The organism is Bacillus sp. FSL R10-2780 (assembly GCF_038006125.1).
Lineage (GTDB): Bacteria > Bacillota > Bacilli > Bacillales > Bacillaceae_G > Bacillus_A > Bacillus_A cereus_U.
The window spans coordinates 2109014-2134726 of record NZ_JBBOUQ010000001.1; the positions used below are offsets into that span (position 1 = coordinate 2109014).

Sequence of the window (25713 nt, forward strand, 5' to 3'; positions counted from 1 at the left end):
TTATTAAAACCAATCAAAAAGTTTTCTAATTGAAGAACCTTCATTCTGATTGCTCAATCTTTTCATTTTCGAAGGCAACAAATGACTCGGACAATACCACGTTAAACAATTCATTGCGCCTCCCATTGTCGATATTTCTCCTACATGAATTTGAATAACTTGTTTCTCCGTATGCTGTTGAATATATCGTAAAACTTCCCCATCTTTAGCTAATCCAAACTTAGGAACATAAAGGGCGTCACATGTTTCTAACATATTTATATATAATCCTTTTGCCGATGCTATTTCTTGATCATATTGACCCTTCTCTGTATATGACGAAGGAACAACTATAAATTCAGCTTCTGGCATTTGTTCTTGAATAATCTCTTGAACATTATATCTAAATTCACGATCTCCTAAAAAATCGCTAATAAACATTGTATGTTCATCAATAAATTTAACCATTCCGTCTGCGTGTGCAAGTACATCCCCTTCTTCAGCAGGAATAATAATAACCCGGCTCACATCTAAATCCCACTCTAACTGCTCAATAATTTCCTCTTCCGTCCAATCATCATTATCATCAAATATACGTTCTGTTAAAATAACGGTATCTTTTTTATTCCAAATAAGGTTACCACCATCCAATATTAATGGTGATTTCACATATTCAAAGTCATTTTTCTTCAACCATTTATTAAATTGTTGGTCTAAATATCGCCCTTGATCCTCTGGTAAATAATTTGGGTGATATTTAAATTTAACAAGATGATTCGTTATAACTGGTGCAACATCTCTTAACCAAATATCATCATACTCAAAAAAGTTTGTATGAAAATCTTGCTCTTCAACAGATAAAGATATAAGTTGATCGGTAAATGCTTTATTTTCATTTAAGTATTCATTAAAATAAATAATGTCTTCATAAAATGGTCGATAATATTCATTCGATTCGTCTGGTATTGCAGTAAAAATAATTCCATTATGTTTTTGTTCCATATTATTTACCTCGCTTTTTAATAATGATTGAATAACTGTTTTCAATACGCCAACTATTCCCCAATTCATTTCTCTTTTCATTACAATTTTTGAAACGTGCACATTTCATGAATGGATTATAGCACGGAGAAATATTATATATTTATATAAAAAATATAAAGCCGTCGTTAGGCCGTAAACTGACTCTTGACAAGATTTTTAAATTTAAATCGTCGCACACAATGAAGGATTAGATGATTTTTTTATCAAGATTCAAATCCATTACTTCTGATAGAGCGTTTTGATTATATAAATTCACTAAATGCGTTTCTACCCCTATACAAATTGCTTCAAGCGGAAGATCGTTTGGATCCTGACCAAATGGATCCTCAATTTCAACCCCTATTGCTTCAATCCCTATAAATGCAAAACTTATAAACGTAGTTGCAAGTACTGTAAACCATCCAAGACTATCAACAAGACCAATCGATAAAGTCCCGCAAAATATGAGCAGTAAAATTTTAATATGAGCAAAATATGCAAAAGGAATAGGCGTTGTTTTGATACGATCACATCCACCCACAGCCGTAAGCAGAGTATTCAAATCAGCTTCCATATTAATTATTGCATTTGGATGAATTTGACCCGTTTTCAAACCTTTTGATAGTATAGTTTTTAACATAAAAACTATACTAATCGGTAAATGAATAGACTCAGTCAACATTTCTTTTTCCTTCTCAGAACAAATATCAAACAATGCTTTTATTTCGGATAAATCTTTTTCGTCTCTCAAATGTCCTTTCGCTATCTTTGGAAAAGCAATTAATAGATGTAAAAATTTTAGTTTTTCCTGATCCTTCTTTTTCCCTTCGGACTCCCAATAACATAAAAAACTAACTGCTAAATTTCTAGTACAAGCACCAATCGTGCCAAATAACTTTCTACCTTCCCAATATCTATCATACGCAGTGTTAGTACGAAAAACTAACAGTAGACCTAAAGCCCCTCCAACAATTACCCAAGGAGTTTGATTAATTTTTATTTCTACATAATAATAATTAATCACAGTTACTATCGTTGAAACGCATATATATAATAAAATTTGCGGGAAAATATCTCTTATAACTGTCCCCTTTAATGTAAATATTTGATGTAAACTATTTTGATTATTGTAATGTACCATATTTACAAAAGCCTCTTCCCTTTTTAACTTTTTATCCTTTAAAATTACGAAAGTATACAATTAAATAGTAGAATCATAAACCCTATTATTATGAAACTGGTTAAAATTATTTCTTTCAATATCTTTACTCCTTTTTTACCAAAAGATAAAACATCTTTTTTTGATTTAAACAACTAATGTTCACTCTTCTAAATCACGACGCATTATTTTAGAATTTGCAATAAATAAAGCACTAATTAATACAAGAATCGCGCAAGCATATAACAATGAATCCATTGGACTATCATGGTCTATAATAATTAGACGAACAATAGCCGTAATACCTATATATATAAAATAACGTAATGGAAAATGAAAGTTCATTTGAAAATACTTTATAATCATTACGATGAATTCAAAATATAAAAAGAATACGACAATGCTATCAATTAAATGATAACTAGATTCCTCACCACTCAATTTCAGTTCTTGTATAAATTGAATGACTTCTTTCATAAGAAACACACTTAAAACAATTCCCAAACAGATCAAAGCTACATTTATAATGCACTGTAGAACGATAGTGAAAAACGAAAATACTATTTTAAAATTCTTCAACACAAATATTTTTCTCCTTTTCCATATAAAACAATCATGACAATATACTTATATTTGATTATCATTACATTAAAATTATACATTTTATTCTTATTACAGATGTTAAAACAAGACAAAATAAGTAAAGATAGCATTTCACCTATTTTGTCTATAAAGCAACATAACGAAACTATAATCGATTACTTCAATTGAATCGGTTGTTGCTGTGTCACACAATGAATCATGCCGCCATTTTTATAAAGTTCTCTCACGTCAATTCCCACTACTTTGCGATCTGGGTATAACTTCTGAATCGTATCGTTTGCGATTTTATCATTTGGATCATTATAGTTAGGCACCAATACAACTTTATTTCCAATATAATAATTGATATACGATCCTTTATAATCGAGAGTTTTTCCACCTTCTAAAGTAACTTTATCTTTACTAAGCGGTAAGTATTCATACTTATATTTCTGTCCTGACGCATTTTTTGCATCTAACAATTTATCCATATCTTTGTTTGACAAGCCCCATTCAGCCAAGTCATCTTCTTTCATCGTTACAATGGTAGATTTATCATGGAATTTAGCAAATCCATCAATATGAAAATCCGTAATATCTAAATTAGGCACTCCATCTAACCAAATAAAGTTTGTCACCCCAAGGTCACTTATATATTTTTCAATTTCCTTTTCTGATAAATCAGGATTTCTATTTTTATTCGTTACTGCACTTCGAGTTAATAAAGCAGTCCCCTTGCTGTCTAATTCAATTGCGCCACCTTCAAGGACGAATTTCCCCCAATCAATTCTTTCAATCCCTAATTGTTTACTAACATTCTCACGTACACGGGCATCATTTTTATAAGGAGTTTTCTTCCCCCAACCATTAAATGCTGGATCTAATATTTTTAGATTTTTATTATTGTCATAAACAAAAATCGGACCACTATCCCTTGCCCACACATCATCAGTAAGAGCGATAAAGAAATCAACTTTATCCATATTCAGCCCTTTATCTATTAAAAGCTTATTGATTCGCTCTTTCTCCTCCTCATCATATGCAACAATGTGGACTTTTTCACCCTCAGTTAAAGCACTTGCCATCTTAATCCAAATAGGTTCAACTTCCTGCTTATACTCTTGACCATATGTGTATTCATGTGGCCATTGTAGCCATGTACCTTCATGTTTATCTTTTTCATCCGGCATCGTATATTTTCCAGCGTTTTTCTGTACCTCTACCTTTTCACTCTCTTTCCCTTTTGCATTTTCATTACCCCCTTCAAAAGAACACCCACTAATAATCGTTGTAGATAATGTAGCTATTAAACAAAACTTTACTACTTTTTTCATTTTGCAACCTCCTGTTCATGTCTCCAATAATGTAAGGCTTAACATAGTGTGAAGCTCAAGCTTTTTCATCAATGTAAAAATTACCAATTATTCTTCCACATGATAATCACATAAGTTCAATACAAATAGATGACATTCACAAAACGCATTCCCTATATTTAACATTAATATCATTTAACTTCCTTCATAAATTTATTCTAATATTAATCCCCTCTCATACCTGCTTGTTCACTAAATAAAACATTACTAAATAAAAAAATCGGTATTGATAATTTCATATCAATACCGATTTTTAAATAATTATTTTCCTTCTATTAAATCTTTCGCCATCTTTCTAAACTCTTGATTAAATGTATCGTTCATTCCATTTTGTACGTTAGAGAAAAGAATTACAAAAATTCGTTTATCTCCATTAAAATTATTAAATGTGTTCCATCCAGCTAATACTCCATGATTATGATTATAATCTGCATTAATGTAGAAACTAAATCCATACTTTCTAGCGGGCGATACAGTAAACATATCTGATAAACTTTGTTTAGAAAGCAATTTACCATCTATAATTGCCTCATCTAACCTTTTCATATCTTCAACAGTTGTATACATTTCACCACAACCATATAGCCAACTCATTCTTAAACGAGGCGTAGCTATTAACTCATTATCTTTTTTCGTATATCCTTCTGCTAAAAACATATCTCCTGGGAAAGTGGCACCCATCCCAGATTCATGCATTCCAACAGGAGTAAAAATGTTTTCTTTCACATAGTCAGCAAGTGGTTCATTTGTTATCTTTTCTACAATATATGCAAGCACCATATAATTATAATCTGTATATCTCCATCCCGTTCCTGCAGGAAATTCAAGCTTTTGAGATCCAATCCATGTTACTAACTTTAAACGTGATGCCGCATCAACTCTACCTTGTCCCTGCTCTGGCAATCCGGAAGTATGTGTTAACAAATTTCTTAACGTAATATTTTTATCTGCCGGAAACGACGGAATATATTTATTTACATTATCTTCTATACTTAATTTCCCTTTTTCTTTTAGCTGTAATATAGATATTGCAACTACTGTTTTTGTTATGGAACCGATGCGATATTTTGTTCTTGGCGTTGTTAAAATTTTATCTTTCACATTCGCATACCCGTATCCTTTTCGTAAAACCACATTATCTTTATCCGCCACGAGAACCGTTCCGTTAAACCCTTTATCTTTTAAATACTGATCTAGTTTCGCTGCTGCAACCTCATAACGTTTTTGTTGATTTACATCAACTTTTGGTTTATCATTTTCAACCTTATTCTTAGAATCTGAAAATGCCCTCAAATTATATTTCTTATCTTTATTTGCATATATTAGTGCAGCGACACTCCCACAAAAAATAGCAAAAATAAAAAAAACAATTAACCATTTCTTAAACATATAGGAACCCTCTTTTATCTAATCTCACTTTATACTTTTCCATTCTATTCTATATCTTTTAATTTTCAAACATTTTATAATCTATCTATCATTCATCATATTACACTAGATTCCTTTTTCTCACACTCAAATTTTGACTACTCTCTATTGTATTTCTTTTTTGTAAAATTTCCACCTTACAATCGGATGCATCCAACTTAAATTTCAATTTCTTATGTAACATTCGTTACACATTAGCCAGAATGGAGGTGTTAATTTGAAAAAGACCGATAAACGCAATCGTTTAGACGATATGATGTTTCATTATCGGGTAACAAAAAATAATATAATTATAATTGAATATTGTAGAAAACAGATTATGATTTTAAAAGGAAATGACGTTGAAAAATTTTTAAACAAAATAACTCGGGCAAATAATGAAAAAAAAAAACAACTTATTATGGCTAAAATTACAGGTAACTTCAAAAGAGGAAATGAACGTTAATGAAAACGAATCTCATTTATAACTTAATTATACAACATATAAAAAAAGAAATGTCACTCCCACGACATTTCTTTAGATTTTCTTCATAAAAGATTTACATTTTTAATATTCGTTTACTTTCACATAAACTCACCGCTGAAATACAAACGGTGCTTCTTATTTAATTACACAATAAATGCTTCATTACGTCTTCAAGTAATACGTTCGGCTTTAAGGCCTCGTTTTCCGTACGCCACCCTATAAATCCATCTGGCCTTATTACTACCGCTCCTCCATTTTCTATCCCATATAAATTCCTAAAATTATTACTTTGATCGATGAAATCACCAGTTAAACCCACCTGATACACTTTTATCTTTACGCCTAATCGGGATGAAACAACATTTGCAGCTTCAGTCCAAACACTATGCCCTGCCTCAGTAAGTAATACAAAATTGCTACCAAATAGATCAAGTATAGAAACTTCTTTTCCTTCATAAGTTCCAAAAAAATGTGGCGCACGCGTTCCCGGGCGTCCGTTCAAATCAACTATATCCATTCTATGCGGAGTGTTACATTCGTCTATAATTGCTTCTGAGCAATACTGATAACCAGCAGTGACAGCTAAACTATCCATATTACTCAAATTACCTTCCTCTCTATTCGCTGCACGAAATAATATACTACTCGCATGGTTCGTCGTTAATTTTGCAACAGGATATCTCTCGTCATGATACGTTTCTAACAATTTGGGATTTGCTTTCCCTTTTATAACAGCCGCTAATTTCCAAGCTAAATTATGTGTATCTTGTATCCCTGTATTTGAACCGAATCCTCCTGTTGGCGGCATAATATGTGCTGAGTCACCAACTAAGAAGATGCGATTTTCCTGAAATTTCACCGCTGTACTTTCACTCGCTTCCCACGGCAAAATACTTAATATTTCTGGCTTAATATCCGTACTTCCAATTGCAGTTTGAATAATTTGTTTACAGCGTTCTATAGAGAAATCCTCTGGTCGCTCCCCTTTTACTGGATCATAAGCTACATGATAAATCCATTTACTTTCGTTATCGACTGGAATAAGCGCACCAATTACTTCTGGATGTACTATCATAGTAAAACCGAATGCGTCTCCTTTAATAAATCCACTCAAATCCGCTTCAAAATATATGTTCATATAATAACCACCGATTGTACCACGGCCCTCGGTTAGAATACCTAGCTGTTCCCGTATTTTACTTTTCGCTCCATCTGCTGCGATTACATAATCACAATATATGACACTCTCTTTTTCTGTTTTTCGATCTCGAATAGTTGCTATTACTCCGTGCTCATTTTGCTCATAAGAAACCAATTCATGATAAAAAGATAGTTCTCCGCCTAATGCTTTCGCTTCTTGTAACATCATCTCTTCTAAAGTAATTTGATAACAAGCAGTTTGTTTGGATGGGCTAATCTCTTCCACTTTACGAACTAACTTTTCGTTATTTTCATACTGAGTCGCCCTTATTTGTTCCAACTCTTCATTCTTTACCTCTGCTATCGTTTGAACCGCAATTCTCCCGCGACAATTCTCTAATGCTTTACCAACTAATCTAATTCCTTTTTCTAGGCCTAATTCTCGAAATAATTCCATTGTGCGAAATGTGATTCCACCTGCTTTCGGATGAATCGCAGTAGACGGATGCCTTTCTATAAGCACATAATCAATGTTATGTTTTGCAAGAAATAATGCAGACGATAATCCTGATAATCCCCCTCCAACAATTAAAACTGGTACATGTTTCGATTTCATACATTTTCCCTCCACATATATTCTTCTGAGCTCAGTGACATAAATATAATCAAAAAATCAACAAAAATATAGACTTATATTTCATTTTGAATTATCATATAGATAGATTACACCCCAAATTTCTTTTTTCCTTTTATACATCTACAACTATGAGGACTGTGTATGAATAAAAGGAAAAAAAAACAAAAAGGGCCTTCGTTATATAACGAAGGCTCTTTTTGTTTTTATGACAGTTAAATGGACACAATGTAATGAAGTCCTTACAATAGATTTCAAGGGGATCATTTACAATAAACGTATAATATTTTTAATTAACCTCACACAGAATACATATAAGTACAAGAAAATAATTAAAAACCAATTACAATTCAAATTTCAAAAACACACAAAAAGGAGGAGATACGATGACTAATAAAAACGAAACTGCTTGGAATTTAGAGAGTAGTTATACTGACCTGCCCAAATCATTTTTCACCGAAATCCCCCCAACTCCTGTACGCTCACCGGAGTTAATTAAACTAAATAATTCTTTAGCAATATCTCTTGGCTTTAATCCTGAGGAACTAAAAAAGGACGCTGAAATTGCCATTTTAGCTGGTAATACTATTCCAAAAGGAGCTCATCCACTAGCTCAGGCATATGCTGGACACCAATTTGGTCATTTCAACATGTTAGGAGATGGTCGTGCCCTTTTAATTGGAGAACAAATTACTCCTTCAGGCGAACGCTTTGATATTCAATTGAAAGGTTCTGGCCCTACTCCATATTCACGCCGCGGTGATGGCCGTGCTGCACTCGGTCCAATGCTACGCGAGTATATTATTAGCGAAGCAATGTACGCACTTGATATTCCAACTACTCGCAGTTTAGCAGTAGTCTCAACTGGCGAACCAATCTATCGCGAAACAAAGCTACCTGGAGCTATTTTAACAAGGATTGCAAGTAGTCATATACGTGTTGGAACATTCCAATACGCGGCAGCTCGCGGCTCAATCGAGGATCTCAAAGCGTTAGCTGACTATACGATAAAAAGACATTATCCAGAAATTGAATCTACTGAAAATCCATACGTTTCATTACTACAAGAAGTTATTAAGAGACAAGCAAGCCTCATCGCCAAATGGCAACTCGTCGGCTTCATTCACGGCGTAATGAACACTGACAATATAACGATTAGCGGTGAAACGATTGATTACGGTCCTTGTGCCTTTATGGATAGTTATGACCAAGGAACAGTATTTAGCTCTATTGATGTAAAAGGTCGCTACGCATATGGAAATCAGCCGTATATGGCTGCATGGGACCTTGCACGATTAGCTGAATCTTTAATGCCGATTCTACACGAAGATGAAGAAGAAGCGCTAAAGATTGCACAAGATGAAATTTCAAAGTTCAGTGTGCAGTACGAAAACAATTGGTTCCTCGGAATGAAGAAGAAATTAGGACTATTTAGCAATGAAGAGCAAGATCAATCACTTATTGAGAAACTTTTAAAAGCAATGGAAAAATATAAAGCAGATTATACAAATACATTCCGTGCATTAACTGACACTACATTAGAAAATGCACCTTTATTTGAAAGTCCCGAATTTAAAGAATGGTACGAGCTATGGCAATCTCGGTTAGAAAGACAAAAAGAATCGAAAGATGATGCATACAAATTAATGAAAAATAACAACCCAGTAATCATCCCTCGCAACCACAGAGTAGAAGAAGCACTAGAAGCAGCTGTTAAAGATGGAGACTATAGCGTAATGGAGAAACTTCTTCAAGCTTTAGCAAATCCTTATGAATATTCTCAAGAACAAGCGGATTACTGCACGCCTCCAGCGCCGACTAATCGCCCTTATCGTACTTTTTGTGGGACGTGATTGTTTAATATGTAAAAAGGTGTGTTCATACAAATTGTGTGAACACACCTTTTTTATACACTTCCCTTTCAAAAAGATGCACTGAAGCAGATTGTAGTTATCCTTACTATATTTCACTCCCCCTATCTTAAACTAAAAAACAAAACTAGTTTTATTCCAATTTTTTAATAGTAAATCTACTAAACAAATATTGAGAAATATAAAACCCCATTTCTAAATATTGTTATTTTTGATAATATATTTTATAAGAATATTCAAAAAGCGAGGGGATTTTATGAACGTTCAATTACAAGGTAATGAACAAGTTACAAAACTATTTAATGAATGGTATTTAGCTATATTACAACATCAAACTGTCCATGCAACAAAACTAAAAAAAGAGATTGAGGATAGAATATCTGGTTCAGAAGAAGATACAAACCTGCAATTATATTATTCACTTTTTAATTTTAGATATACCGTTTTAACAGATGGATTAAATATTACTAAAGATGCCTTTAATAAAATTGACTCTTTCCCACTTCCAGAGAATGGCCTACTTTCTTATCATTATCATTTTTTCAAAGCCATTCACAACACAATTATTGGGGACTACAATACGGCAAAACACCTCTTCGAGAAAGCTAAGAAGCTGTTAATACACGCATCTGACGAATTAGAGAAGGCTGAATTTAACTACCGCTTAGCTTCCTATTATTATCAAACATATCAACCACTAGTAGCAATTCAAACTGTAAATGAAGCTAAAGAGATTTTTTCAAAACATATAAACCATGAAATTAATGTAGCTTTATGTGATAACATTTTTGGTTTATCTTGTATAGATTTAAAACAATTTGAACAAGCAGAAATAAGACTCAATTCAGCATTAAATATTCTACAGAAATATTCAGAAGAGACTTTATCATTAAGAGTGCGACACAATTTAGCTTGGTTATATGCAAGTCAAAACCTTCCAGATTTAGCAATGCGTCATATTTCAGAGGTTACAACAAAAAAACCAAATCATTTTAAAGCACTTTTTATTGAAGCACGTGAATACTACAAACTAGGCGAATATGCCCAATCTAAAGGATTTATAGAAAAAGGATTAAGTATCTCTAATAAATTAGAAAACAAAGAATTTCAACATCGCTTCATGATTTTAAAAGCATTAAATAATAAAACTCCTATTAATGATTTAGAAATGATAATTTTGGAAGGAATTTCTTACTTTAAAATAGAAAACCTTTGGGAGTGTATACAAGAATACACCGATATTCTAGCAAATATATTTTATGAAAATGAAGACCATATAAAAGCTAGTAAGTATTTCCATATGGCCAATCAAGCAAGAAAAAAACATGAAGAAAAAGGAGCTTTGGTATAATGAAAAAAATCAAATTGAGCATCATAGGCTTAGCTGTTATGGGCATCACAACTCTTGGGTTAGGTCATACTTCCGAAACACCAAAAACACAGCAAGGGTATGTTGCATTGAACATCGGGGACACTCCCGCACCACAAAGACCTGATTTTTTCAAATCCGTTGGCGTAAGTAAAGACTACAACCCAACAACTGCTGAGAAAACACTTTAAAAAGACCTTCTTAATCGAAGGTCTTTTTAAATATGCTTATGTAGTTAATATAATCTTATATTTTTTGATACAGTGCTTTCCATATGCCTCCGACGGGATTCGAACCCGCACTCCTTTCGTAAGCATAGGCTAAGGGGAACACGCTTCCCTACGGAATTTCACCGACAGGAGTTTCACCTGTCTCAGCTTATTTGCTTTTCGGTGCTTCTGAAACCTTTGCCTTGCGACCCGGCTCTACACTGTTTTCCAGCGCTCTTCCCTTCTAGAGCTACGGAGGCAGTTTTTCTTTCAAGCAAAGGGATATTTCTACAAAAATAGAAATATCCCTTTGTTTCATATGAAATCACTCTATTTCTTTCATCAAATCAGCAATCCCCCTGCTCCCTTCACTCCCAACTTTCTCAAGTTCTTCTATAACTAATTCTCGTCTCTCCACAGAATGATTTTGACTTAACTTCGCTTTTCCTTCTATTTTATTTATCTTTATTTTAAACCCAACTATTCCCTTACTTAATCCTTCCATATAATTCAGATCTACATAGTTCAGTGAGTAGGTGCTCTTTGGATTTTCATATTTATGTACTAAGTCTTGAAGTGAATCTATTAATTCCTGTTCATCTTCAACGATTTCTAACTCTCCATATACATGCAACGCAACATAGTTCCATGTTGGTACTGCTTTATTTGTTTCATACCATGATGGAGAGATATAACTATGTGGCCCTTGAAAAACAGCTAACACCTGTTGATTTCCACTATCTTTCCATTGCTCATTTGGACGTGCAAAATGACCATATAAAGTAAGTATTTCCCTATTTAAAAATAACGGTAAATGCGTTGCGTACGGTGCTCCGTTATGTTGAGAAAATAAAGTTGCAAAGCTACTTTGTTCAATAATTTCGTACTTCTTCTCTTCATCTTGTATAGTGAAATGTTTTGGTATGTACATAAGCTCCCTCTTTTCTTATCTTCTTATTCCCCATTATATTTACAAGATTTATTATTTGGCAGGGACAGATTGTAATTGTTTTATAAGGTCAGTAGTTATTTTCAAAATAATAGGTGGCAATGTATTTCTTTGCCACCTTAGTCTATTACAAAATCCTCTATTCAACTATCCTTCATAGCTTTTTCTAATACAGCTTCAATGAATTCTGTTTTACCCAAGCTATAACTTGAGCGATTTTCCGCCGTTTCTGCTAACTCTTTCTTTAACTTCCCATATTCAATAACAACGTTTGGATTTCCACGAAGATAATCACGAAACGCCACATGTCTTCTTAACTCTTTACTATTTTTATCACATACATATAAATGATGTTTCATCCAAATTGTATTCTTCCCGTCCCTCGGAACATATTGATCCTTTCTTCCAAAAGCCTCTCTCCCCTTAAAACTCCACTCTTCTTGATGAAAATATCCTATCTTTTCAAACCTCTTTATTACTTTAGGAAAAACATCATAATCTTCTATTACAACATCGACATCTAATATCGGTTTAGAAGCAAGACCTTTAACAGATGTACTCCCAACGTGCTCTATAGAAAAAATGAGTTCTTCCATTACGTTATTAATCAACGTCTGTAATTTACAAAATTCACTTTCCCATTGTGTATTATATTTCTCAACAGTAATAAATTGTTTCAATTGACCACCCTTCTCAAATCACTTTTATAACCTCTGAATATGCGTATCCTTAAAATCCGTCTCATACTTCAATCCATACCCAAGCATTCGATCCATTCCAATATGTGCTGTCCATATTAAACCAATCATTAAAATCGTATCCATCTTTAAATAGACCCCTATTAAAACAAGTAATATTGATATGATATATGTGTGAAATAGATTATAAATTTGTGCACCGACACGTTTGTTAATAGCGTACGCCACCATCGCTAAATCAGGCGCAAAAAGTAATACGATAAATAATAACCAACTAAATCCACATAATGCATATATATAAACCGCAGCTAATAAGACGACCAATCCTTCAAAGTGTATAATTCGTTTCTCCAAACTCCATCATTCCTTATCTTTTAACTTAAAAATTTTATTCGGATTTAAAATATTTTGCGGATCAAGAGCTTTCTTTATTTTTTCCATTACTAAAAGCGCAGCCCCATGTTCTTCTTCTTGATACTTCTGCTTCCCTATTCCAACGCCATGCTCTCCTGTACACGTTCCGCCACGCTTAAGAGCATACAGTACTATACTTTCGTTTATTTCATCCGCTTTTTTCACTTCATCTTTATCGTTTGGATCAATCATTAAGAGCACGTGAAAATTCCCGTCTCCTACATGGCCAAGAATACCACCAACAAGACCAACTTTATCTAATGTCTCTTTCGCATGTTGTATTGCGCCAGCTAATTCTGAAATTGGAACACAAACATCCGTACTCATTAGCTTTTTACCAGGATAACTATGAACGTAAGAGTATGCTAAGTTATGTCTTGCATCCCACAATTTATTTCTCGCCGCTGTTTCAGTTTCAAAAGCGACTTCTTTACATTTATGATCAAAAACAATTTCCTTCGTAAACTCGATATCTTGCGTTAGCCCTGCTTCATTTCCGTGAAACTCTAAAAACAGTGTTGGTTCTTCTCTGTAATTTGTTTCATTATAATGATTTACTTGTTTCATAGATAGTTCATCAACGAGCTCTATTCTCGCAATTGGAATACCAGCTTGCAGTATATTAATAACAGCTTCTACTGCATCATTTATAGTTGGAAACGATGCTCTCGCAGCCATAACATGTTCTGGTATGCCGTATACTTTTAATGTTAGCTCTGTAAAGCATCCAAGCGTACCCTCTGATCCTACGAAAATACCATTTAAATGATAACCTGATGATGACTTCGCCGCTAAATTTCCAGTATGTATCACTTGTCCATCAGCAAGTACCACTTCTAAATCACGAACTTGATCACGCATTACGCCATACTTAACCGCTGTCGTTCCGCTCGCTTTTGTAGCAGCCATCCCTCCTAACGTTGCATCTGCGCCTGGATCTACACTAAAAAATAGACCATACTTTTTCAATTCTTTATTGAGCTGAGAACGAGTCACTCCTGGTTGTACTTTCACAAGAAAATCTTTCTCTCTTATTTCAAGTATTTTGTTCATTAATGAAAAATCAACCGTAATCCCCTTTTCATACGGAATTATATGGCCCTCTAAACTGGAGCCTACTCCAAATGGAACGACAGCCTTTCCATGCAGACTCGCTACTTTCATAATCTCGCTAACTTCTTCAGCCGTTTTTGGATACACAACTACATCCGGCAAACTACTAGTATGGTAAGATTCATCTTTACTATGTAACTCTCTTACTGTCTTATTAACCACTACTTGATCTTCAGGAAGTACATCCTTTAATTCATTTACTAAACGTTCAATTGTTATTTCCATTACGTACTCTCCTTTTATATTATTTACGCCGCATTAATTATACCATTTTTATACAAAGTAATCAGAATAGTAAGATTCATGTAATTTTATATATAAAAAAGAACTTGCAGTATTCCCTACAAGTTCTTTTTTATAAAACTACATTTTAGACGATTTCTTCAACAAAATCATAAACCAAACTAAAGTAAATGCCATCATAGAATGAGAGAACCCTACAATATAAGTTAACCCTTTAAAGTCCGCTCCATTTAGTTGAAGAAGTCCTCTCGCTGCCAACGAACCTAACATTAAAGTTAATGCGATATTATGTAAAATAAACCAGTTATTAAATCCTTTCACTTCATGAAAAGCGAATACTTTTGCTAATCCTAAAGCAATTAAAAAGAAGAAAAAGCCAAGTACTAACGTATGCGTATGCAAAAGATTTAATAGTGTAGATCCTATTATCCCTTTAAATTCCCCGTACTCCCTAGCGAATATTCCTGATAGTAAACCAATAATTAAATAAGTAAACGATGCGTTATATAATTTCTTCATTATGTACCTCCTTAAGTAGAATGTGTAGTGTGTCATATTTAGTAATAATGATAGTTATATAGTAAAAACTCCTAGTTTCCTAGGAGTCATTGTATATGCATCTCACTCTTTCCAGTTAATCCTAATTATAAAATATCCTTCTATGCAAAACAATCGAACTTTATGTGAACAAGTAACTCTCAATAAAAATAACTTGCACTTTTATTTTGCACAATCCATACTAATTGTTATAACTTTTAAAGGGGGTGCAATAGATTGATAGTTCTTGAAACTGAACGACTCACTCTTCGCTGGTTTGATATAAAGGACGCTCCATTTATTCTCGAATTAGTAAACGATCCTGCATGGATTCAGTTTATCGGTGATAAAAGGGTTAAAAACTTAGAAGATGCAAAAAATTACATCTTAAATGGACCCGTCGATATGTATAATAAAACGGGCTTTGGTCTTTACTTAGTGGAACGAAAAGAAGATCTTACTCCACTTGGTATGTGTGGTCTTATTAAAAGAGATTCATTAGAAGACGTTGATATCGGCTTCGCCTTTTTAGAAAAATTCCGTTCCAAAGGATATGGCTATGAATCAGCTGCTGCGGTAATGGAATACGGTGTACAAAAACTAGGAATGAAACGAATTGTAGCAATTACTTCTATAGATAACACTGTTTCAGGAAAGCTTTTAGAAAAAGTAGGATTACGATTCGAGAAAATAATTTCAGACTCAGAAGAAGATCTGAAATTATTTGGGTATAACGCATAATAAAAAAAGGTCGCCATTCACGGCGACCCTTTTACTATTTCACTTCTACCGTATAAGTCCCTGTTCCCCCGCCGTACTGATATACATGTAAATAATACTTCCCTGGATGCGTATAGTAACTACCTACTAATTTATTTCCTTTCATTATAGATAGATAAAACAAAAATTATCACATGCATCTATCCATCAAAATAAAAGCATTTTATTAAAATACATTTAATATCCCAATGGATTTATGTTAATATTTTAAATATTAACATAAATAACACTACCTGCTTTTCATACGAAACTCCTTAAACTTTAACGTGCAACTTATTTTCAGTTGAATATGGCATATGAAATGGGGTTGAGAAATTTATAAATCACTTTCTTTTTATACTGAAATTTTGTTGAAATAAAATATAAATAAAGGGAGCCTACAAACGATGAATGTATCTTTAATTACACCTACTACCGATTTACAAGAAGAATACTTAGATTTTTATAACGAATGGAAAAATAGCGGCGAAACAATGATTCCGTGGGTTATCTCAAAAGACCCTTCTAATTTCACGGCAATGATTCAAGAATTACACGACGCACATAACGGAATAAATATACCTAAAACATGGGTACCAGATTCTACTTATTGGCTCATTACAAATGAAAATAAAGTTTTGGGAGCAGTTAATATTCGTCATAGTTTGACGGAGCATTTATTTAATGCTGGCGGCCATATCGGTTATGGCATTCGCCCTTCTGAAAGAAAAAAAGGATATGCTACGAAGCTACTCGAGTTGTCATTAGAGAAAACGAAGGAATTAAGCATTACGAAAGCACTTGTCGTTTGCGATGAAGTGAATACAGCTTCAGAGAAAACGATTTTACATAACGGCGGTCTCCGTGATGAAGATTTCACTGAAGAAGATGGTAATGTTGTGAGAAGGTATTGGATTGAGCTCTAAATAATCAAAAACAAGCCAGAAAGTGATTACACACTTTCTGGCTTGTTTTATACTACTTCTATTTCAAACTGCACTGTAATACCACTTGGGTCTACTACTGTAAATCCATTTGTAGTTTCATTTATTTCATGTTGTTTTTCTATTAATCTTTCTTTCACTTCATCTAACGCTTCTTTGTGTGGTAGTACAATGGTATATACTTTTAATCCAGTTGTATGTGCTGGTGGGTGCGGGTTATTTACCCCGTTCCAAGTATTTGCACCGATATGGTGATGATACCCACCTGCCGAAATAAATAAGCAATCATCTTCACGCTGTTGCACTTCAAAGCCTACTGTTTCTACATAAAACTCGTGTGACTTCTCTACATCAGCTATTCGTAAATGTACGTGCCCAACGATAGTGTCAGCAGGTAATCCATCAAACTCATAATTAACGAGCGTTGCTAATTCTTTTAAATCAAGTGGCGTACTTCCTCCTGGCCCTTCTCCCCACTGATCACGCGGACGGTCCGCATAAATCTCGATACCGTTCCCCTCTAAATCTTGTAAATAAAACGCTTCGCTATACGTATGATCACTTGCGCTATTAAATCTTGAAATTGGTAAAATCTCATTTGAATATGTATAACGCCCTTCTTGCTCAGCTGGACTATCAATTACGTTCTTATTACGAATCACACCAAATAATGCCGAAGCAAAAGCCTCACGAGTCGGAACTAAAAAGGCGATATGATATATACCCGTCGTACGTGGTTCTTGAAGCGCTGCATCTTCTAACTGCTCAAGTACAAGTAGCGTATTCTTACCACCTTTTCCTGCTAAATATGCTTTATTCCCCTCTTGCTTAATTACTTCTAAGCCTACTACATTCTCATAAAAAGCGATTTGACGCTCTAAATCTTTCACTTTAAATTCAACATGACCAATACGTGTTTTTGGATGAATTTGTACCATGAATAACTTCCTCTCCAGTATCCTTTAGTTTTTTATATAAGTTGATAGGCAATAGCCCTATTCAACGAATACACCTTAATTTTGTTTTTTTGTAGCATCAACTTTTAGCCATTTTTTCGATATTTCGCTTAATGTTCCATCTTGTTCTAATTCTTTTAGCGCCTTATTTATATCTTCTAACTTTTCACTCTTTTTTGCAAATGGAAATGCGATCTCTCCCCATTCAAGTGGACCAAATCCCACTTTCACATTATCTAGTTTCGCCTTCGTGATTGTTGTTTCCACTTGAACTTTATCATTATAATAAGCATCGACACGCCCCAGCCCTACTTCATTCAATTCCGCTGTTGGATCTTCTGAGAACGTTTTAATTGTAAAGGCATTATCTTTGTTTAATGCTTTTAACTCTTGTTCTCCTGCTGTGCCAAGCCCAACTCCTACCGTCTTTCCTTTTAAATCTTCTAGCGACTTAATTGTTTTATTATCTTTCTTCACCGCGAAAACAGAGCCTGAATACACATATGGAATTGAAAAGTCATATTTCTTTTTTCTTTCCGGAGAAACTGATAGTTCATTTGCAATCGTATCAATACGGCCTGAATCTAATAAACCGAATAATCCTTCAAAATCAGAAACATTCCATTCCACTTTATATCCAGCCTTTTTAGCAGCTGCTTCAATAATTTCAGCGTCAAACCCTTTTACTTTCTCACCTTCTTTAAATATAAATGGGCTACGACCTGCAGAGGTCCCAACTTTCACTACTTTTTCATCTGTCTTTTTACTTGCTGTATCCAAACCACAAGCAGACAAAACTCCAACTGATACTGTTAATGCTAATGTTAGTAATAATGATGATTTCCTCATAACCCTTCCTCCTAAATAACGAAATGATTGCCTTCTTCAGAAGCATTTAATTGTCTTAAAAACTTTTTCGTACGTTCATTTTGTGGGTTTCGGAAAATCTCTTCTGGTGTTCCCTGCTCTACGATAATTCCATCAGCCATAAATATAATACGATCCGCCACCTCTTTTGCAAAATTCATTTCATGTGTAACAATAACCATCGTTATATGTTGTCTTGCCAAATCTTTAATAACTAGCAATACCTCATTCACTAATTCTGGATCAAGCGCTGAAGTCGGTTCATCAAACAATAATACAGCTGGATTTAAAGCCATTGCCCTAGCAATCCCTATCCTTTGCTGTTGCCCACCTGATAACATTGTCGGATAAAAATTTTCTTTATCAGCTAAGCCTACTTGTTTTAATATTTCTCTCGCTATTCTCTTTGCCTCTTCGTCACTCTTTTTCTGCACAACCGTTAATGGTGTTGTAATATTTTGCAATGCTGTTTTATTTTTAAATAAATTATAGTTTTGAAAAACCATTGCTGTTTTTTTGCGTAATTTTATTATTTCTTTTTGATAAAGTTTTTTCGTATGAATCTCTAAATCTTCAATTCTAATACTGCCATCATCCGGTTGTTCTAATAAATTTAAACATCGTAGTAATGTCGATTTCCCTGAACCAGAAGGTCCAATGACTACTACCACTTCCCCTTTTTTGACAGTAAGTGAGATTCCTTTCAGCACTTCATTATGTTTGTAAGACTTATACAAATCTTTTAGCTCAATCACATATATCACCTCATTTCTCTTATAAATACGGTGCATCAAGTTTCTTCTCCAACTTTTTCTGCCCCCAGCTGATTACGATTGTAATAATCCAATACACAATCGCTACCGCTAAATAACTTTCCATATAACGATACGATTGCGCAGCTAGCATTTTCGCTTGTGCTAATATTTCAGCCACTCCAAGTGCAAAAGATAACGAAGATTCTTTTAACAATCCGACAAAATTATTTCCAAGTGCCGGCACTGCTACACGAATAGCCTGCGGAAAGATAATTTGTCGCATCGCTTGTGCCTTTGTCATTCCAACTGATAAACAAGCATCCATTTGTCCTGATTCTACAGCATTTAATGAACCTCGAATGATTTCTGACAAATAAGCAGCATTATTTAAACTGAGACCAATTAAAGTTGCTTGCATAGCTGTAAGCACTGTAAAAGTCGGGAAAATTTGTGGCAATCCGAAATACAGCACAAACAATTGAACTAATAACGGTGTTCCTCTAAAGAAAGAAATATACACCCTGACAATTGGATATAAAAATTTCGTTTTATTTTTTGTAATGATTGCCAAGCCCACTCCTATAACGAAAGAAATAATCATTGAAACAACAGTAATCCCTAAAGTTATGTATACATATTTAAATAATTGCGGAAAACTTTCTAAAAAATACGTTACATCAAATTTCACCCTATCCCCCCTCTCTAAACAAAAAACTCTTCTTACACATATAAGAAGAGTTGAATGTTAATCCATTTCCCTTCATCTCCCAAACGCCTTTTACGTTTGCTGGAATTAGCACAGTGCTTTTTTAGCCTGTTGCTGAGATTTCACCGGGCCAGTCCCTCCACCTCTCTTGATAAGAAAACTAATAAATTTTTCCATTTATTTAGTTGTTATTATGAAGAATACAGCTAAATTAAAACAATGTCAATAGGAAAACTAAGAATTAAATCCCACTCTTCTTCGGAATTACTATTCTTAATAAACTATACACAAAAAGCCATTATTTCTATCAAACTTAGAAATAATGGCTTCATTTTTATTTTTATAGCTTATAATATTTATTTCATCTTATGTACTTCTGCAACTAACTTTCCGCCCTGAATGCCCATATAAAGCTTAACAGGAGCATCATTCGTATTTTCAAACACTAAATCTAAATATGGGTATGCAATTGTAGCATCTCTTCCCTGCGGGACATAACCTACTGTTTTAGAATGTGTAGTTCTCTCTACCATTTTTAAACCAGCTTGATCTGCTGCATTGTATAGAGTTGATGATGTTTGACAAACGCCACCACCATAACCATCTACTAATTTACCATCTACAATTTCTTTACCTAATTGATATCCTTTATCTGGCGTTGTATCACCGATTAATGCATTAAAAGAGAAACTGTCTCCTTTTGCTAATACAACTCCATTTATGCTCGCTGCTGACAAACGAATATTCTCAATACGGCCACCTGCTGAGCCACCTAAATTCGTTTCATATCTACCAATTACCGTGCCACTTCCTTGCGCATCACTTAATGTTGCGGTAGGCTTTTTCTCAACGATAGGTAACTGATATGAAGAATCCCACATACCTACATTTAATAATTTGTCTACTAATTCTTTTTCCATTAATTCATAAGAAGGCTTTCCTTCTTGCCATGATCCATCAGGCGCTATACGTGAAGGGACCATCTTTTTGTCAACGCTTTTCCCAACTTCACCTGCAACCTTCGTTACCGATTTTTTGAATTTCGCCTCATCTTCAAAATACCCTAAGCTCGATAAGTCTATTTTCTTCACTTCAGTACCAGTACGCCCATCCACTAAGCTAATTGAATCCTGTACATCAGCCTTGGCCTCTACAACGTTCCCACCAAAATCACTTACTAATGCCACATCACTTACTTTTGTTCCACAACCACTTACTACAGCTACACATAGCACCCCTACTAATATACCCTTTATTTTTCGGAACAATATACTCTCTCCTTTTCCCCAACATTATTTCTTATGTATTATTTCATTTTTATGTATGTTTTGTTACAATCATTTTACAATATATTTAGAAAATGTTACAAGTTATTTTTTACTCTATTTAAATTACTCTTTTCTTTTGTAAATGTCTATACATATTTATATAAATTTTTGAGTTTGATAAGATTGTAACTTTTATGTAACCTATCTCTATCCAGTATATACCATTCAACAGATGAAATACAAATGTAAAACCCTTTCATTTCACCTCTCTAGTCACCTACATACTTCAAAAACCGTAATACCACTTTCTCATATGTGATCATTATTAAACAACTTAAACCGAGCTTTTATAGGTAAAAACAATCATTCACTTCAGCGTATATAGGTATTTGCCGTGCCACTACTCCGCTTTCGCACATACATTATGATGAATTCAACCCACCTTTAAGAAATGGAGGAGTTTTTATGTATCCCTACAATCCTTATGATCCATATAACCAATATGGTTACCAACCTCAGTATGATTTACAAGCACAATACCAACAATATATAGATCAAGCAGAGCAAGTTAATCCATATGATCCAAATAGACAATTTCAACTTCCAATCTCTTTTCCTGGCACCGGAAACCGTCAACTAGAACGACGAGTAAATGAGCTTGAGCAAAGAGTACGTCAACTAGAAAACACAGTTGAGCGTCATACTCGTAGACTAAACCGCTTAAATCAGCGTTTACGTACAGTAGAAAATAGACTAAACATTCCATTTTCAGCATTAGAAGACGGATTTTAATTTCGAAAATAACAAATATATAAGGAAGGGACTCCCCCTTCCTTATATAAATTGACGAAAGTTTTTTCCATCTCTATACTGATAAGAGTTAATGAAATGAAACAAGGTGATAAATATGGATTTTGAAATAAATTTTCTTTCCTTTTATGTAGTACAAGTAGAAGGAAAAGGTGAAGCAGTTGATAAACGCTATAAACATTTTCAAACATTAGACGCTGAAGAGTATGAAGATAGCTCTTTAAAAGAATTTTTGAATGGTGAATTATTAAAAATTTCAAAGCGAAAAGTAGAACGTCACGCAAAAACAGAACAAGCCCCAACAAAGATTGGTCGCTTTATTGTAGAAGAAGGGCATGAACTCGATTCAAACCCTCATTACAACTTATTTAATCGTATTCGCTTTGCAGAAACAAAAGAAAACTTCAAAGATATGAGCGAACCTCTCGTTTATACATATCTTGACACAAGCGCTGTACGTGGTGGTGTATTTTTAATCGCTCAAGCAAAACTACGCAAATACTTTGATGATCCATTCGTATTCGTAATGAAATGTGACTTCGAACCAAAGGTTGCTTCCATTTCTGATGAATCAACGCTTATTCGTAACGTTGAAATGGCCATCACAACAAAGAATATGAAATCTATCCAATACCCATACATGCCTGAAGAAGGCATGGTCGAAGTAGGCGAATTAAAAATACACCAAGCATCACACGCACGCTACTTTGAAGACTTCTTAAAATTCGTCGAGTATGAACGCTCTATGCCTGAAATTATGAAAACACAAGTAATGGACATGGTATATGACCAAATTGAAGACGTCTTTGAAGAAGGTACAGAAGAACGCGAACAATTCGACCAAGCGATGGAAGTATGGGCTGCTAGTCCAAAGCGTGAAATTATGGAACAATTTTCAACCGAAGAAGTAATGGAAGCCACTGCTCAAATCGTCGAGCACGCCCCTGAAGTAGAATTAAAGCTAAAAGCGGATCATATCTCTGTGAAGGCTCTACTTGCTGATTTCGGAGACCTAATACATATTGCAAAGGTAAACGACCGATATGTATTAATGATTGAAGCAGACACACTTACGTTCGAAAAAGGATTCTCTCCAATTGAGTTTTTGAAGCCGGATGAATTGCAAGATGTGATTGAGCGGATTGAGAATAAGCAGCAGTATAGTTATGGCTCAGGAGAAATCGAATAGAATAATGTAAAAAGGCAACTAAAATAACAATTATGTGTCTACACGCGTGACCATACAGTACTTAAATTTTCGGTTCTATCACTGAATAAATGCTTCCATATAACTATTTTTAACTGAGCGCTGTGAACAAGCGCTCTTTTATTTTGGTCACATTTACGTGTCTATTTGGTGGTCACTAAAAGTATATGGGTACTAACACTTTCTACTATTTGAGTTTTTGAAGCCGGATGAATTGCAAGACGTGATTGAGCGGATTGAAAAGAAATAGGGATACTAATATGTTTGTGTGATTTAAAGAAACAAGATATCATTTTATCGATTTAATTTTACAATTTGCTACTTCCCCCCCCCTCTAAACCCATATACATAAGATAATATATCTATTTGGGAGGTGCAGGGTTTTGTTCTTAAATCAAAATCCACAGCTTGCTTCGTATGAAATAGGAGATTGGTCATATGGTGACCTTAATGTTCGCACTTGGGGAGAAGGAGCTTCGCTTAAATTAGGTAAGTTTTGTTCCATAGCCGACCATGTAACAGTCTTTTTAGGTGGCGAACACAGAACAGATTGGATTAGTACCTATCCATTTAATGCAAAAGTTCCCGTGGGTGCGGGGTTTAGCGGTCATCCCAAAACTAAGGGCGATGTAATCATTGGTCATGACGTTTGGATAGGCAGTGGCGCTATGATTATGTCTGGAGTCAAAGTTGGTTCGGTATCGCTTCTCACCAGAAGTAATTGAAGAACTTCAACAAATTTCCTGGTGGGACTGGGATATATCTACTATCACGGCGTCTTTACATTTTCTTCTTTCAGATAATGTAAGTGAGTTTATTCGAGAATATAAAGAATGATCAACTCACTTAAAAAGTAAATACTAAAAAACTCCTATATCTATAAATGGAATAGGAGTTTTTACATTGCTCACTAATAAATTCTCCTCATAACAAGGACTAGCCTTAGCTACCTTAATACATTTACGTTACCTTTCCCTCTTCCTCCACCTTCTTCATCTCAGCCAAATACCTAAGCTGCCTTTCCGCCTTTCTAACCGCCGTAGGAAAGTGTTTCTTCAGAAGTTCTACTGCAGATTCACTTATATAATATCTTTCCGTTATACTTTCCCACGTGTCACTACTTTCAAATACACTCCATACAAAAGGACGCTCTGTATTTTTTCTCAGTTCTTTAAACACCCATTTTCGCATCCTTTTTTTCGCTTTTTCTGTTAGTTTTCCGTTCTTTACAAGTTCAAGCTCACCATGTCTCTTGTATCGCTTATTAATATCTCTCTCACTATATGCTTTAAGAAATATATTCGCTGTATTCTCAGCATCTGCGAAAGCACGATGTTGCCTACCTTCCCATGTTAAACCGAGCTGCTCCACTGCAAATTGTAAACTTGGTGTATGCTCAAATAATTCTTCATATGCCTGGAAAACAAATTTTTGCACATCAAATCTGCTCTCTTTTTCCATACATGGGCATTCTATACCGTATAATGTACAATCTTGAGATAGAAAACGATAATCTTCTTTTCCCCATGAAATAAATATAGAATCTTCTCCGATGAACTGAATAAATTTCTCTATAATTTGAGGGAATTTCTCTGCACCAATTAAATCTTTCTTTGTAATTCCAGTTAATTTTGTTGTATGACGAGTTAATGGGGCACTTGGTTTTACTAACTCTGAAAATTCTCCAATAACCTTCATTGTACTCACATCTATTTTTACAGCTCCAATATCAACTATTTCTGACGGATCTTCTGATTTATACGGCCTAAAATTCCTTTCAATATCAAACACAATGAAGTGTGTAGCGTTTTTCAATTTGTATACCTCTTTCTAATTCCTATTAATATGAAAAGCCTAATTAACAGCTTCACTTTATTTTCAGTATCTATTTATACATGCAGTTTATACATTTAATACATTTAAATATAAATCGAAAATTCAGTCTTATTATCACATATAAATAGGAGGACCTTCAATAAAAACGCAAAAAAAAGAAGGGCAAGCCCTTCTTTTTTCATAATTACTTCTTGTTTACGTTTGTAGCTTGAGGTCCACGGTTACCTTGTTCTACTTCGAAAGTAACTTCTTGACCTTCTTCTAAAGATTTGAAGCCGTCGCCTTGGATAGCTGAGAAATGAACGAATACGTCTTCTCCGCCTTCAACCTCGATGAAACCGAAACCTTTTTCTGCGTTAAACCATTTTACTTTACCGTTTTGCATTTAAAAAATCCTCCTACAATGTACCTATATGTA

At 34.3% G+C, this 25713-nt stretch carries 26 protein-coding genes, 1 pseudogene and 1 riboswitch; of the genes and pseudogenes, 9 read left to right on the plus strand and 18 right to left on the minus strand.

The features are described from left to right. Positions 1 to 3 precede the first annotated feature (3 nt). From NSQ47_RS10995 to NSQ47_RS11015, 5 genes are all read right to left on the minus strand, one after another. Entirely contained in the window at positions 4 to 981 is a 978-nt protein-coding gene (locus NSQ47_RS10995) for an agmatine deiminase family protein (protein WP_215570645.1), read from the minus strand. A gap of 229 nt (positions 982 to 1210) precedes the next feature. Beyond that, positions 1211 to 2143 carry a bestrophin family protein gene (locus NSQ47_RS11000; RefSeq protein WP_002160989.1) on the minus strand — a complete coding sequence of 311 codons (933 nt, stop codon included), beginning with the start codon at positions 2141 to 2143 and terminating at the stop codon, positions 1211 to 1213. Positions 2144 to 2323: 180 nt separating this feature from the next. Next, the gene (psiE, locus tag NSQ47_RS11005; protein ID WP_341036894.1) at positions 2324 to 2743 is read right to left on the minus strand and encodes a phosphate-starvation-inducible protein PsiE; all 420 of its coding nucleotides are present in this window, start codon (positions 2741 to 2743) and stop codon (positions 2324 to 2326) included. 176 nt (positions 2744 to 2919) lie between these two features. Then, positions 2920 to 4077, minus strand: a complete 1158-nt coding sequence (locus tag NSQ47_RS11010) for an agmatine deiminase family protein (protein WP_341036896.1) — start codon at positions 4075 to 4077, stop codon at positions 2920 to 2922. A 300-nt stretch (positions 4078 to 4377) separates the two neighbouring features. After that, positions 4378 to 5505: a serine hydrolase domain-containing protein gene (locus NSQ47_RS11015; protein WP_002160987.1), complete on the minus strand. Its 1128-nt coding sequence runs from the start codon at positions 5503 to 5505 to the stop codon at positions 4378 to 4380. Positions 5506 to 5761: 256 nt separating this feature from the next. On the opposite strand from NSQ47_RS11015, the gene NSQ47_RS11020 reads away from it, so the two are divergent. Continuing rightward, complete coding sequence (locus NSQ47_RS11020; protein WP_341036898.1) at positions 5762 to 5989, plus strand: hypothetical protein; 228 nt, start codon at positions 5762 to 5764, stop codon at positions 5987 to 5989. Positions 5990 to 6149: 160 nt separating this feature from the next. On the opposite strand, the gene NSQ47_RS11025 is transcribed toward NSQ47_RS11020, so the two are convergent. Further along, positions 6150 to 7766, minus strand: coding sequence for an FAD-dependent oxidoreductase (locus tag NSQ47_RS11025; RefSeq protein WP_341036899.1), 1617 nt, complete (start codon positions 7764 to 7766; stop codon positions 6150 to 6152). 404 nt (positions 7767 to 8170) lie between these two features. Here NSQ47_RS11025 and NSQ47_RS11030 point away from each other — a divergent pair, with 404 nt between their 5' ends. From NSQ47_RS11030 to NSQ47_RS11040, 3 genes are all read left to right on the plus strand, one after another. Beyond that, positions 8171 to 9637: a protein adenylyltransferase SelO gene (locus NSQ47_RS11030; protein WP_341036900.1), complete on the plus strand. Its 1467-nt coding sequence runs from the start codon at positions 8171 to 8173 to the stop codon at positions 9635 to 9637. 274 nt (positions 9638 to 9911) lie between these two features. Further along, a complete protein-coding gene (locus tag NSQ47_RS11035; protein WP_341036901.1) occupies positions 9912 to 11006 on the plus strand; it encodes a response regulator aspartate phosphatase in 1095 nt (364 codons plus the stop codon). Beyond that, entirely contained in the window at positions 11006 to 11215 is a 210-nt protein-coding gene (locus NSQ47_RS11040; protein ID WP_070170482.1) for a hypothetical protein, read from the plus strand. The genes NSQ47_RS11035 and NSQ47_RS11040 overlap by 1 nt, the downstream gene beginning before the upstream one ends. 343 nt (positions 11216 to 11558) lie before the next feature. On the opposite strand, the gene NSQ47_RS11045 is transcribed toward NSQ47_RS11040, so the two are convergent. The 5 genes from NSQ47_RS11045 to NSQ47_RS11065 form a co-directional block, all read right to left on the minus strand. Then, on the minus strand, positions 11559 to 12164 hold the full coding sequence (locus tag NSQ47_RS11045; RefSeq protein WP_341036902.1) for an FMN-binding negative transcriptional regulator: 606 nt from the start codon (positions 12162 to 12164) through the stop codon (positions 11559 to 11561). A gap of 161 nt (positions 12165 to 12325) precedes the next feature. After that, positions 12326 to 12862 (minus strand): GrpB family protein, encoded by a 537-nt coding sequence (locus tag NSQ47_RS11050; RefSeq protein ID WP_341036903.1) that lies wholly within the window; start codon positions 12860 to 12862, stop codon positions 12326 to 12328. A 24-nt stretch (positions 12863 to 12886) separates the two neighbouring features. Beyond that, the gene (locus tag NSQ47_RS11055) at positions 12887 to 13234 is read right to left on the minus strand and encodes a DUF4260 domain-containing protein (protein ID WP_341036904.1); all 348 of its coding nucleotides are present in this window, start codon (positions 13232 to 13234) and stop codon (positions 12887 to 12889) included. 6 nt (positions 13235 to 13240) lie between these two features. Continuing rightward, entirely contained in the window at positions 13241 to 14632 is a 1392-nt protein-coding gene (locus tag NSQ47_RS11060; RefSeq protein ID WP_341036905.1) for an FAD-binding oxidoreductase, read from the minus strand. A 138-nt stretch (positions 14633 to 14770) separates the two neighbouring features. Then, complete coding sequence (locus NSQ47_RS11065) at positions 14771 to 15169, minus strand: DUF2871 family protein (RefSeq protein WP_341036906.1); 399 nt, start codon at positions 15167 to 15169, stop codon at positions 14771 to 14773. A gap of 255 nt (positions 15170 to 15424) precedes the next feature. Between NSQ47_RS11065 and NSQ47_RS11070 the strand changes: the two genes are divergently transcribed. Both NSQ47_RS11070 and NSQ47_RS11075 read left to right on the plus strand, forming a co-directional pair. Next, a complete protein-coding gene (locus tag NSQ47_RS11070; RefSeq protein WP_341036907.1) occupies positions 15425 to 15928 on the plus strand; it encodes a GNAT family N-acetyltransferase in 504 nt (167 codons plus the stop codon). A 425-nt stretch (positions 15929 to 16353) separates the two neighbouring features. Continuing rightward, complete coding sequence (locus NSQ47_RS11075; RefSeq protein ID WP_002111067.1) at positions 16354 to 16872, plus strand: GNAT family N-acetyltransferase; 519 nt, start codon at positions 16354 to 16356, stop codon at positions 16870 to 16872. A 47-nt stretch (positions 16873 to 16919) separates the two neighbouring features. On the opposite strand, the gene NSQ47_RS11080 is transcribed toward NSQ47_RS11075, so the two are convergent. From NSQ47_RS11080 to NSQ47_RS11100, 5 genes are all read right to left on the minus strand, one after another. Beyond that, entirely contained in the window at positions 16920 to 17828 is a 909-nt protein-coding gene (locus tag NSQ47_RS11080; RefSeq protein WP_341036908.1) for a VOC family protein, read from the minus strand. Positions 17829 to 17903: 75 nt separating this feature from the next. Continuing rightward, entirely contained in the window at positions 17904 to 18695 is a 792-nt protein-coding gene (locus NSQ47_RS11085; protein WP_215579196.1) for an amino acid ABC transporter substrate-binding protein, read from the minus strand. A gap of 11 nt (positions 18696 to 18706) precedes the next feature. Beyond that, entirely contained in the window at positions 18707 to 19468 is a 762-nt protein-coding gene (locus NSQ47_RS11090; RefSeq protein ID WP_215579198.1) for an amino acid ABC transporter ATP-binding protein, read from the minus strand. 19 nt (positions 19469 to 19487) lie between these two features. Beyond that, positions 19488 to 20156 (minus strand): amino acid ABC transporter permease, encoded by a 669-nt coding sequence (locus tag NSQ47_RS11095; RefSeq protein WP_002199730.1) that lies wholly within the window; start codon positions 20154 to 20156, stop codon positions 19488 to 19490. 69 nt (positions 20157 to 20225) lie between these two features. Further along, positions 20226 to 20332, minus strand: a riboswitch (SAM riboswitch). Positions 20333 to 20530: 198 nt separating this feature from the next. After that, positions 20531 to 21442: a VanW family protein gene (locus tag NSQ47_RS11100; protein WP_002111070.1), complete on the minus strand. Its 912-nt coding sequence runs from the start codon at positions 21440 to 21442 to the stop codon at positions 20531 to 20533. Positions 21443 to 21907: 465 nt separating this feature from the next. Between NSQ47_RS11100 and NSQ47_RS11105 the strand changes: the two genes are divergently transcribed. From NSQ47_RS11105 to NSQ47_RS11115, 3 genes and pseudogenes are all read left to right on the plus strand, one after another. Further along, positions 21908 to 22234, plus strand: a complete 327-nt coding sequence (locus NSQ47_RS11105; RefSeq protein WP_002111071.1) for a hypothetical protein — start codon at positions 21908 to 21910, stop codon at positions 22232 to 22234. 115 nt (positions 22235 to 22349) lie between these two features. Beyond that, on the plus strand, positions 22350 to 23441 hold the full coding sequence (locus tag NSQ47_RS11110; RefSeq protein ID WP_016105799.1) for a DUF3900 domain-containing protein: 1092 nt from the start codon (positions 22350 to 22352) through the stop codon (positions 23439 to 23441). 401 nt (positions 23442 to 23842) lie between these two features. Next, a pseudogene (locus NSQ47_RS11115) lies at positions 23843 to 24296 on the plus strand (CatB-related O-acetyltransferase). A gap of 123 nt (positions 24297 to 24419) precedes the next feature. On the opposite strand, the gene NSQ47_RS11120 reads toward NSQ47_RS11115, so the two are convergent. Both NSQ47_RS11120 and cspB read right to left on the minus strand, forming a co-directional pair. Beyond that, the gene (locus NSQ47_RS11120) at positions 24420 to 25274 is read right to left on the minus strand and encodes an exonuclease (protein ID WP_341036911.1); all 855 of its coding nucleotides are present in this window, start codon (positions 25272 to 25274) and stop codon (positions 24420 to 24422) included. Between the two features lie 205 nt (positions 25275 to 25479). After that, entirely contained in the window at positions 25480 to 25680 is a 201-nt protein-coding gene (gene cspB, locus NSQ47_RS11125; RefSeq protein WP_001179147.1) for a cold shock-like protein CspB, read from the minus strand. Positions 25681 to 25713 lie beyond the last annotated feature (33 nt).

What these genes read in the sequence shown, in the direction of transcription:
- NSQ47_RS11000 (WP_002160989.1), bottom strand. Translation starts at nt 2,143, where the DNA reads ATGGTACATTACAATAATCAAAATAGTTTACATCAAATATTTACATTA.
- NSQ47_RS11010 (WP_341036896.1), bottom strand. Translation starts at nt 4,077, where the DNA reads ATGAAAAAAGTAGTAAAGTTTTGTTTAATAGCTACATTATCTACAACG.
- NSQ47_RS11085 (WP_215579196.1), bottom strand. Translation starts at nt 18,695, where the DNA reads ATGAGGAAATCATCATTATTACTAACATTAGCATTAACAGTATCAGTT.
- NSQ47_RS11030 (WP_341036900.1), top strand. Translation starts at nt 8,171, where the DNA reads ATGACTAATAAAAACGAAACTGCTTGGAATTTAGAGAGTAGTTATACT.
- NSQ47_RS11065 (WP_341036906.1), bottom strand. Translation starts at nt 15,169, where the DNA reads ATGAAGAAATTATATAACGCATCGTTTACTTATTTAATTATTGGTTTA.
- NSQ47_RS11045 (WP_341036902.1), bottom strand. Translation starts at nt 12,164, where the DNA reads ATGTACATACCAAAACATTTCACTATACAAGATGAAGAGAAGAAGTAC.
- NSQ47_RS10995 (WP_215570645.1), bottom strand. Translation starts at nt 981, where the DNA reads ATGGAACAAAAACATAATGGAATTATTTTTACTGCAATACCAGACGAA.
- NSQ47_RS11080 (WP_341036908.1), bottom strand. Translation starts at nt 17,828, where the DNA reads ATGGTACAAATTCATCCAAAAACACGTATTGGTCATGTTGAATTTAAA.
- NSQ47_RS11060 (WP_341036905.1), bottom strand. Translation starts at nt 14,632, where the DNA reads ATGGAAATAACAATTGAACGTTTAGTAAATGAATTAAAGGATGTACTT.
- NSQ47_RS11105 (WP_002111071.1), top strand. Translation starts at nt 21,908, where the DNA reads ATGTATCCCTACAATCCTTATGATCCATATAACCAATATGGTTACCAA.
- NSQ47_RS11110 (WP_016105799.1), top strand. Translation starts at nt 22,350, where the DNA reads ATGGATTTTGAAATAAATTTTCTTTCCTTTTATGTAGTACAAGTAGAA.
- NSQ47_RS11075 (WP_002111067.1), top strand. Translation starts at nt 16,354, where the DNA reads ATGAATGTATCTTTAATTACACCTACTACCGATTTACAAGAAGAATAC.
- cspB (WP_001179147.1), bottom strand. Translation starts at nt 25,680, where the DNA reads ATGCAAAACGGTAAAGTAAAATGGTTTAACGCAGAAAAAGGTTTCGGT.
- NSQ47_RS11040 (WP_070170482.1), top strand. Translation starts at nt 11,006, where the DNA reads ATGAAAAAAATCAAATTGAGCATCATAGGCTTAGCTGTTATGGGCATC.
- NSQ47_RS11035 (WP_341036901.1), top strand. Translation starts at nt 9,912, where the DNA reads ATGAACGTTCAATTACAAGGTAATGAACAAGTTACAAAACTATTTAAT.
- NSQ47_RS11015 (WP_002160987.1), bottom strand. Translation starts at nt 5,505, where the DNA reads ATGTTTAAGAAATGGTTAATTGTTTTTTTTATTTTTGCTATTTTTTGT.
- NSQ47_RS11025 (WP_341036899.1), bottom strand. Translation starts at nt 7,766, where the DNA reads ATGAAATCGAAACATGTACCAGTTTTAATTGTTGGAGGGGGATTATCA.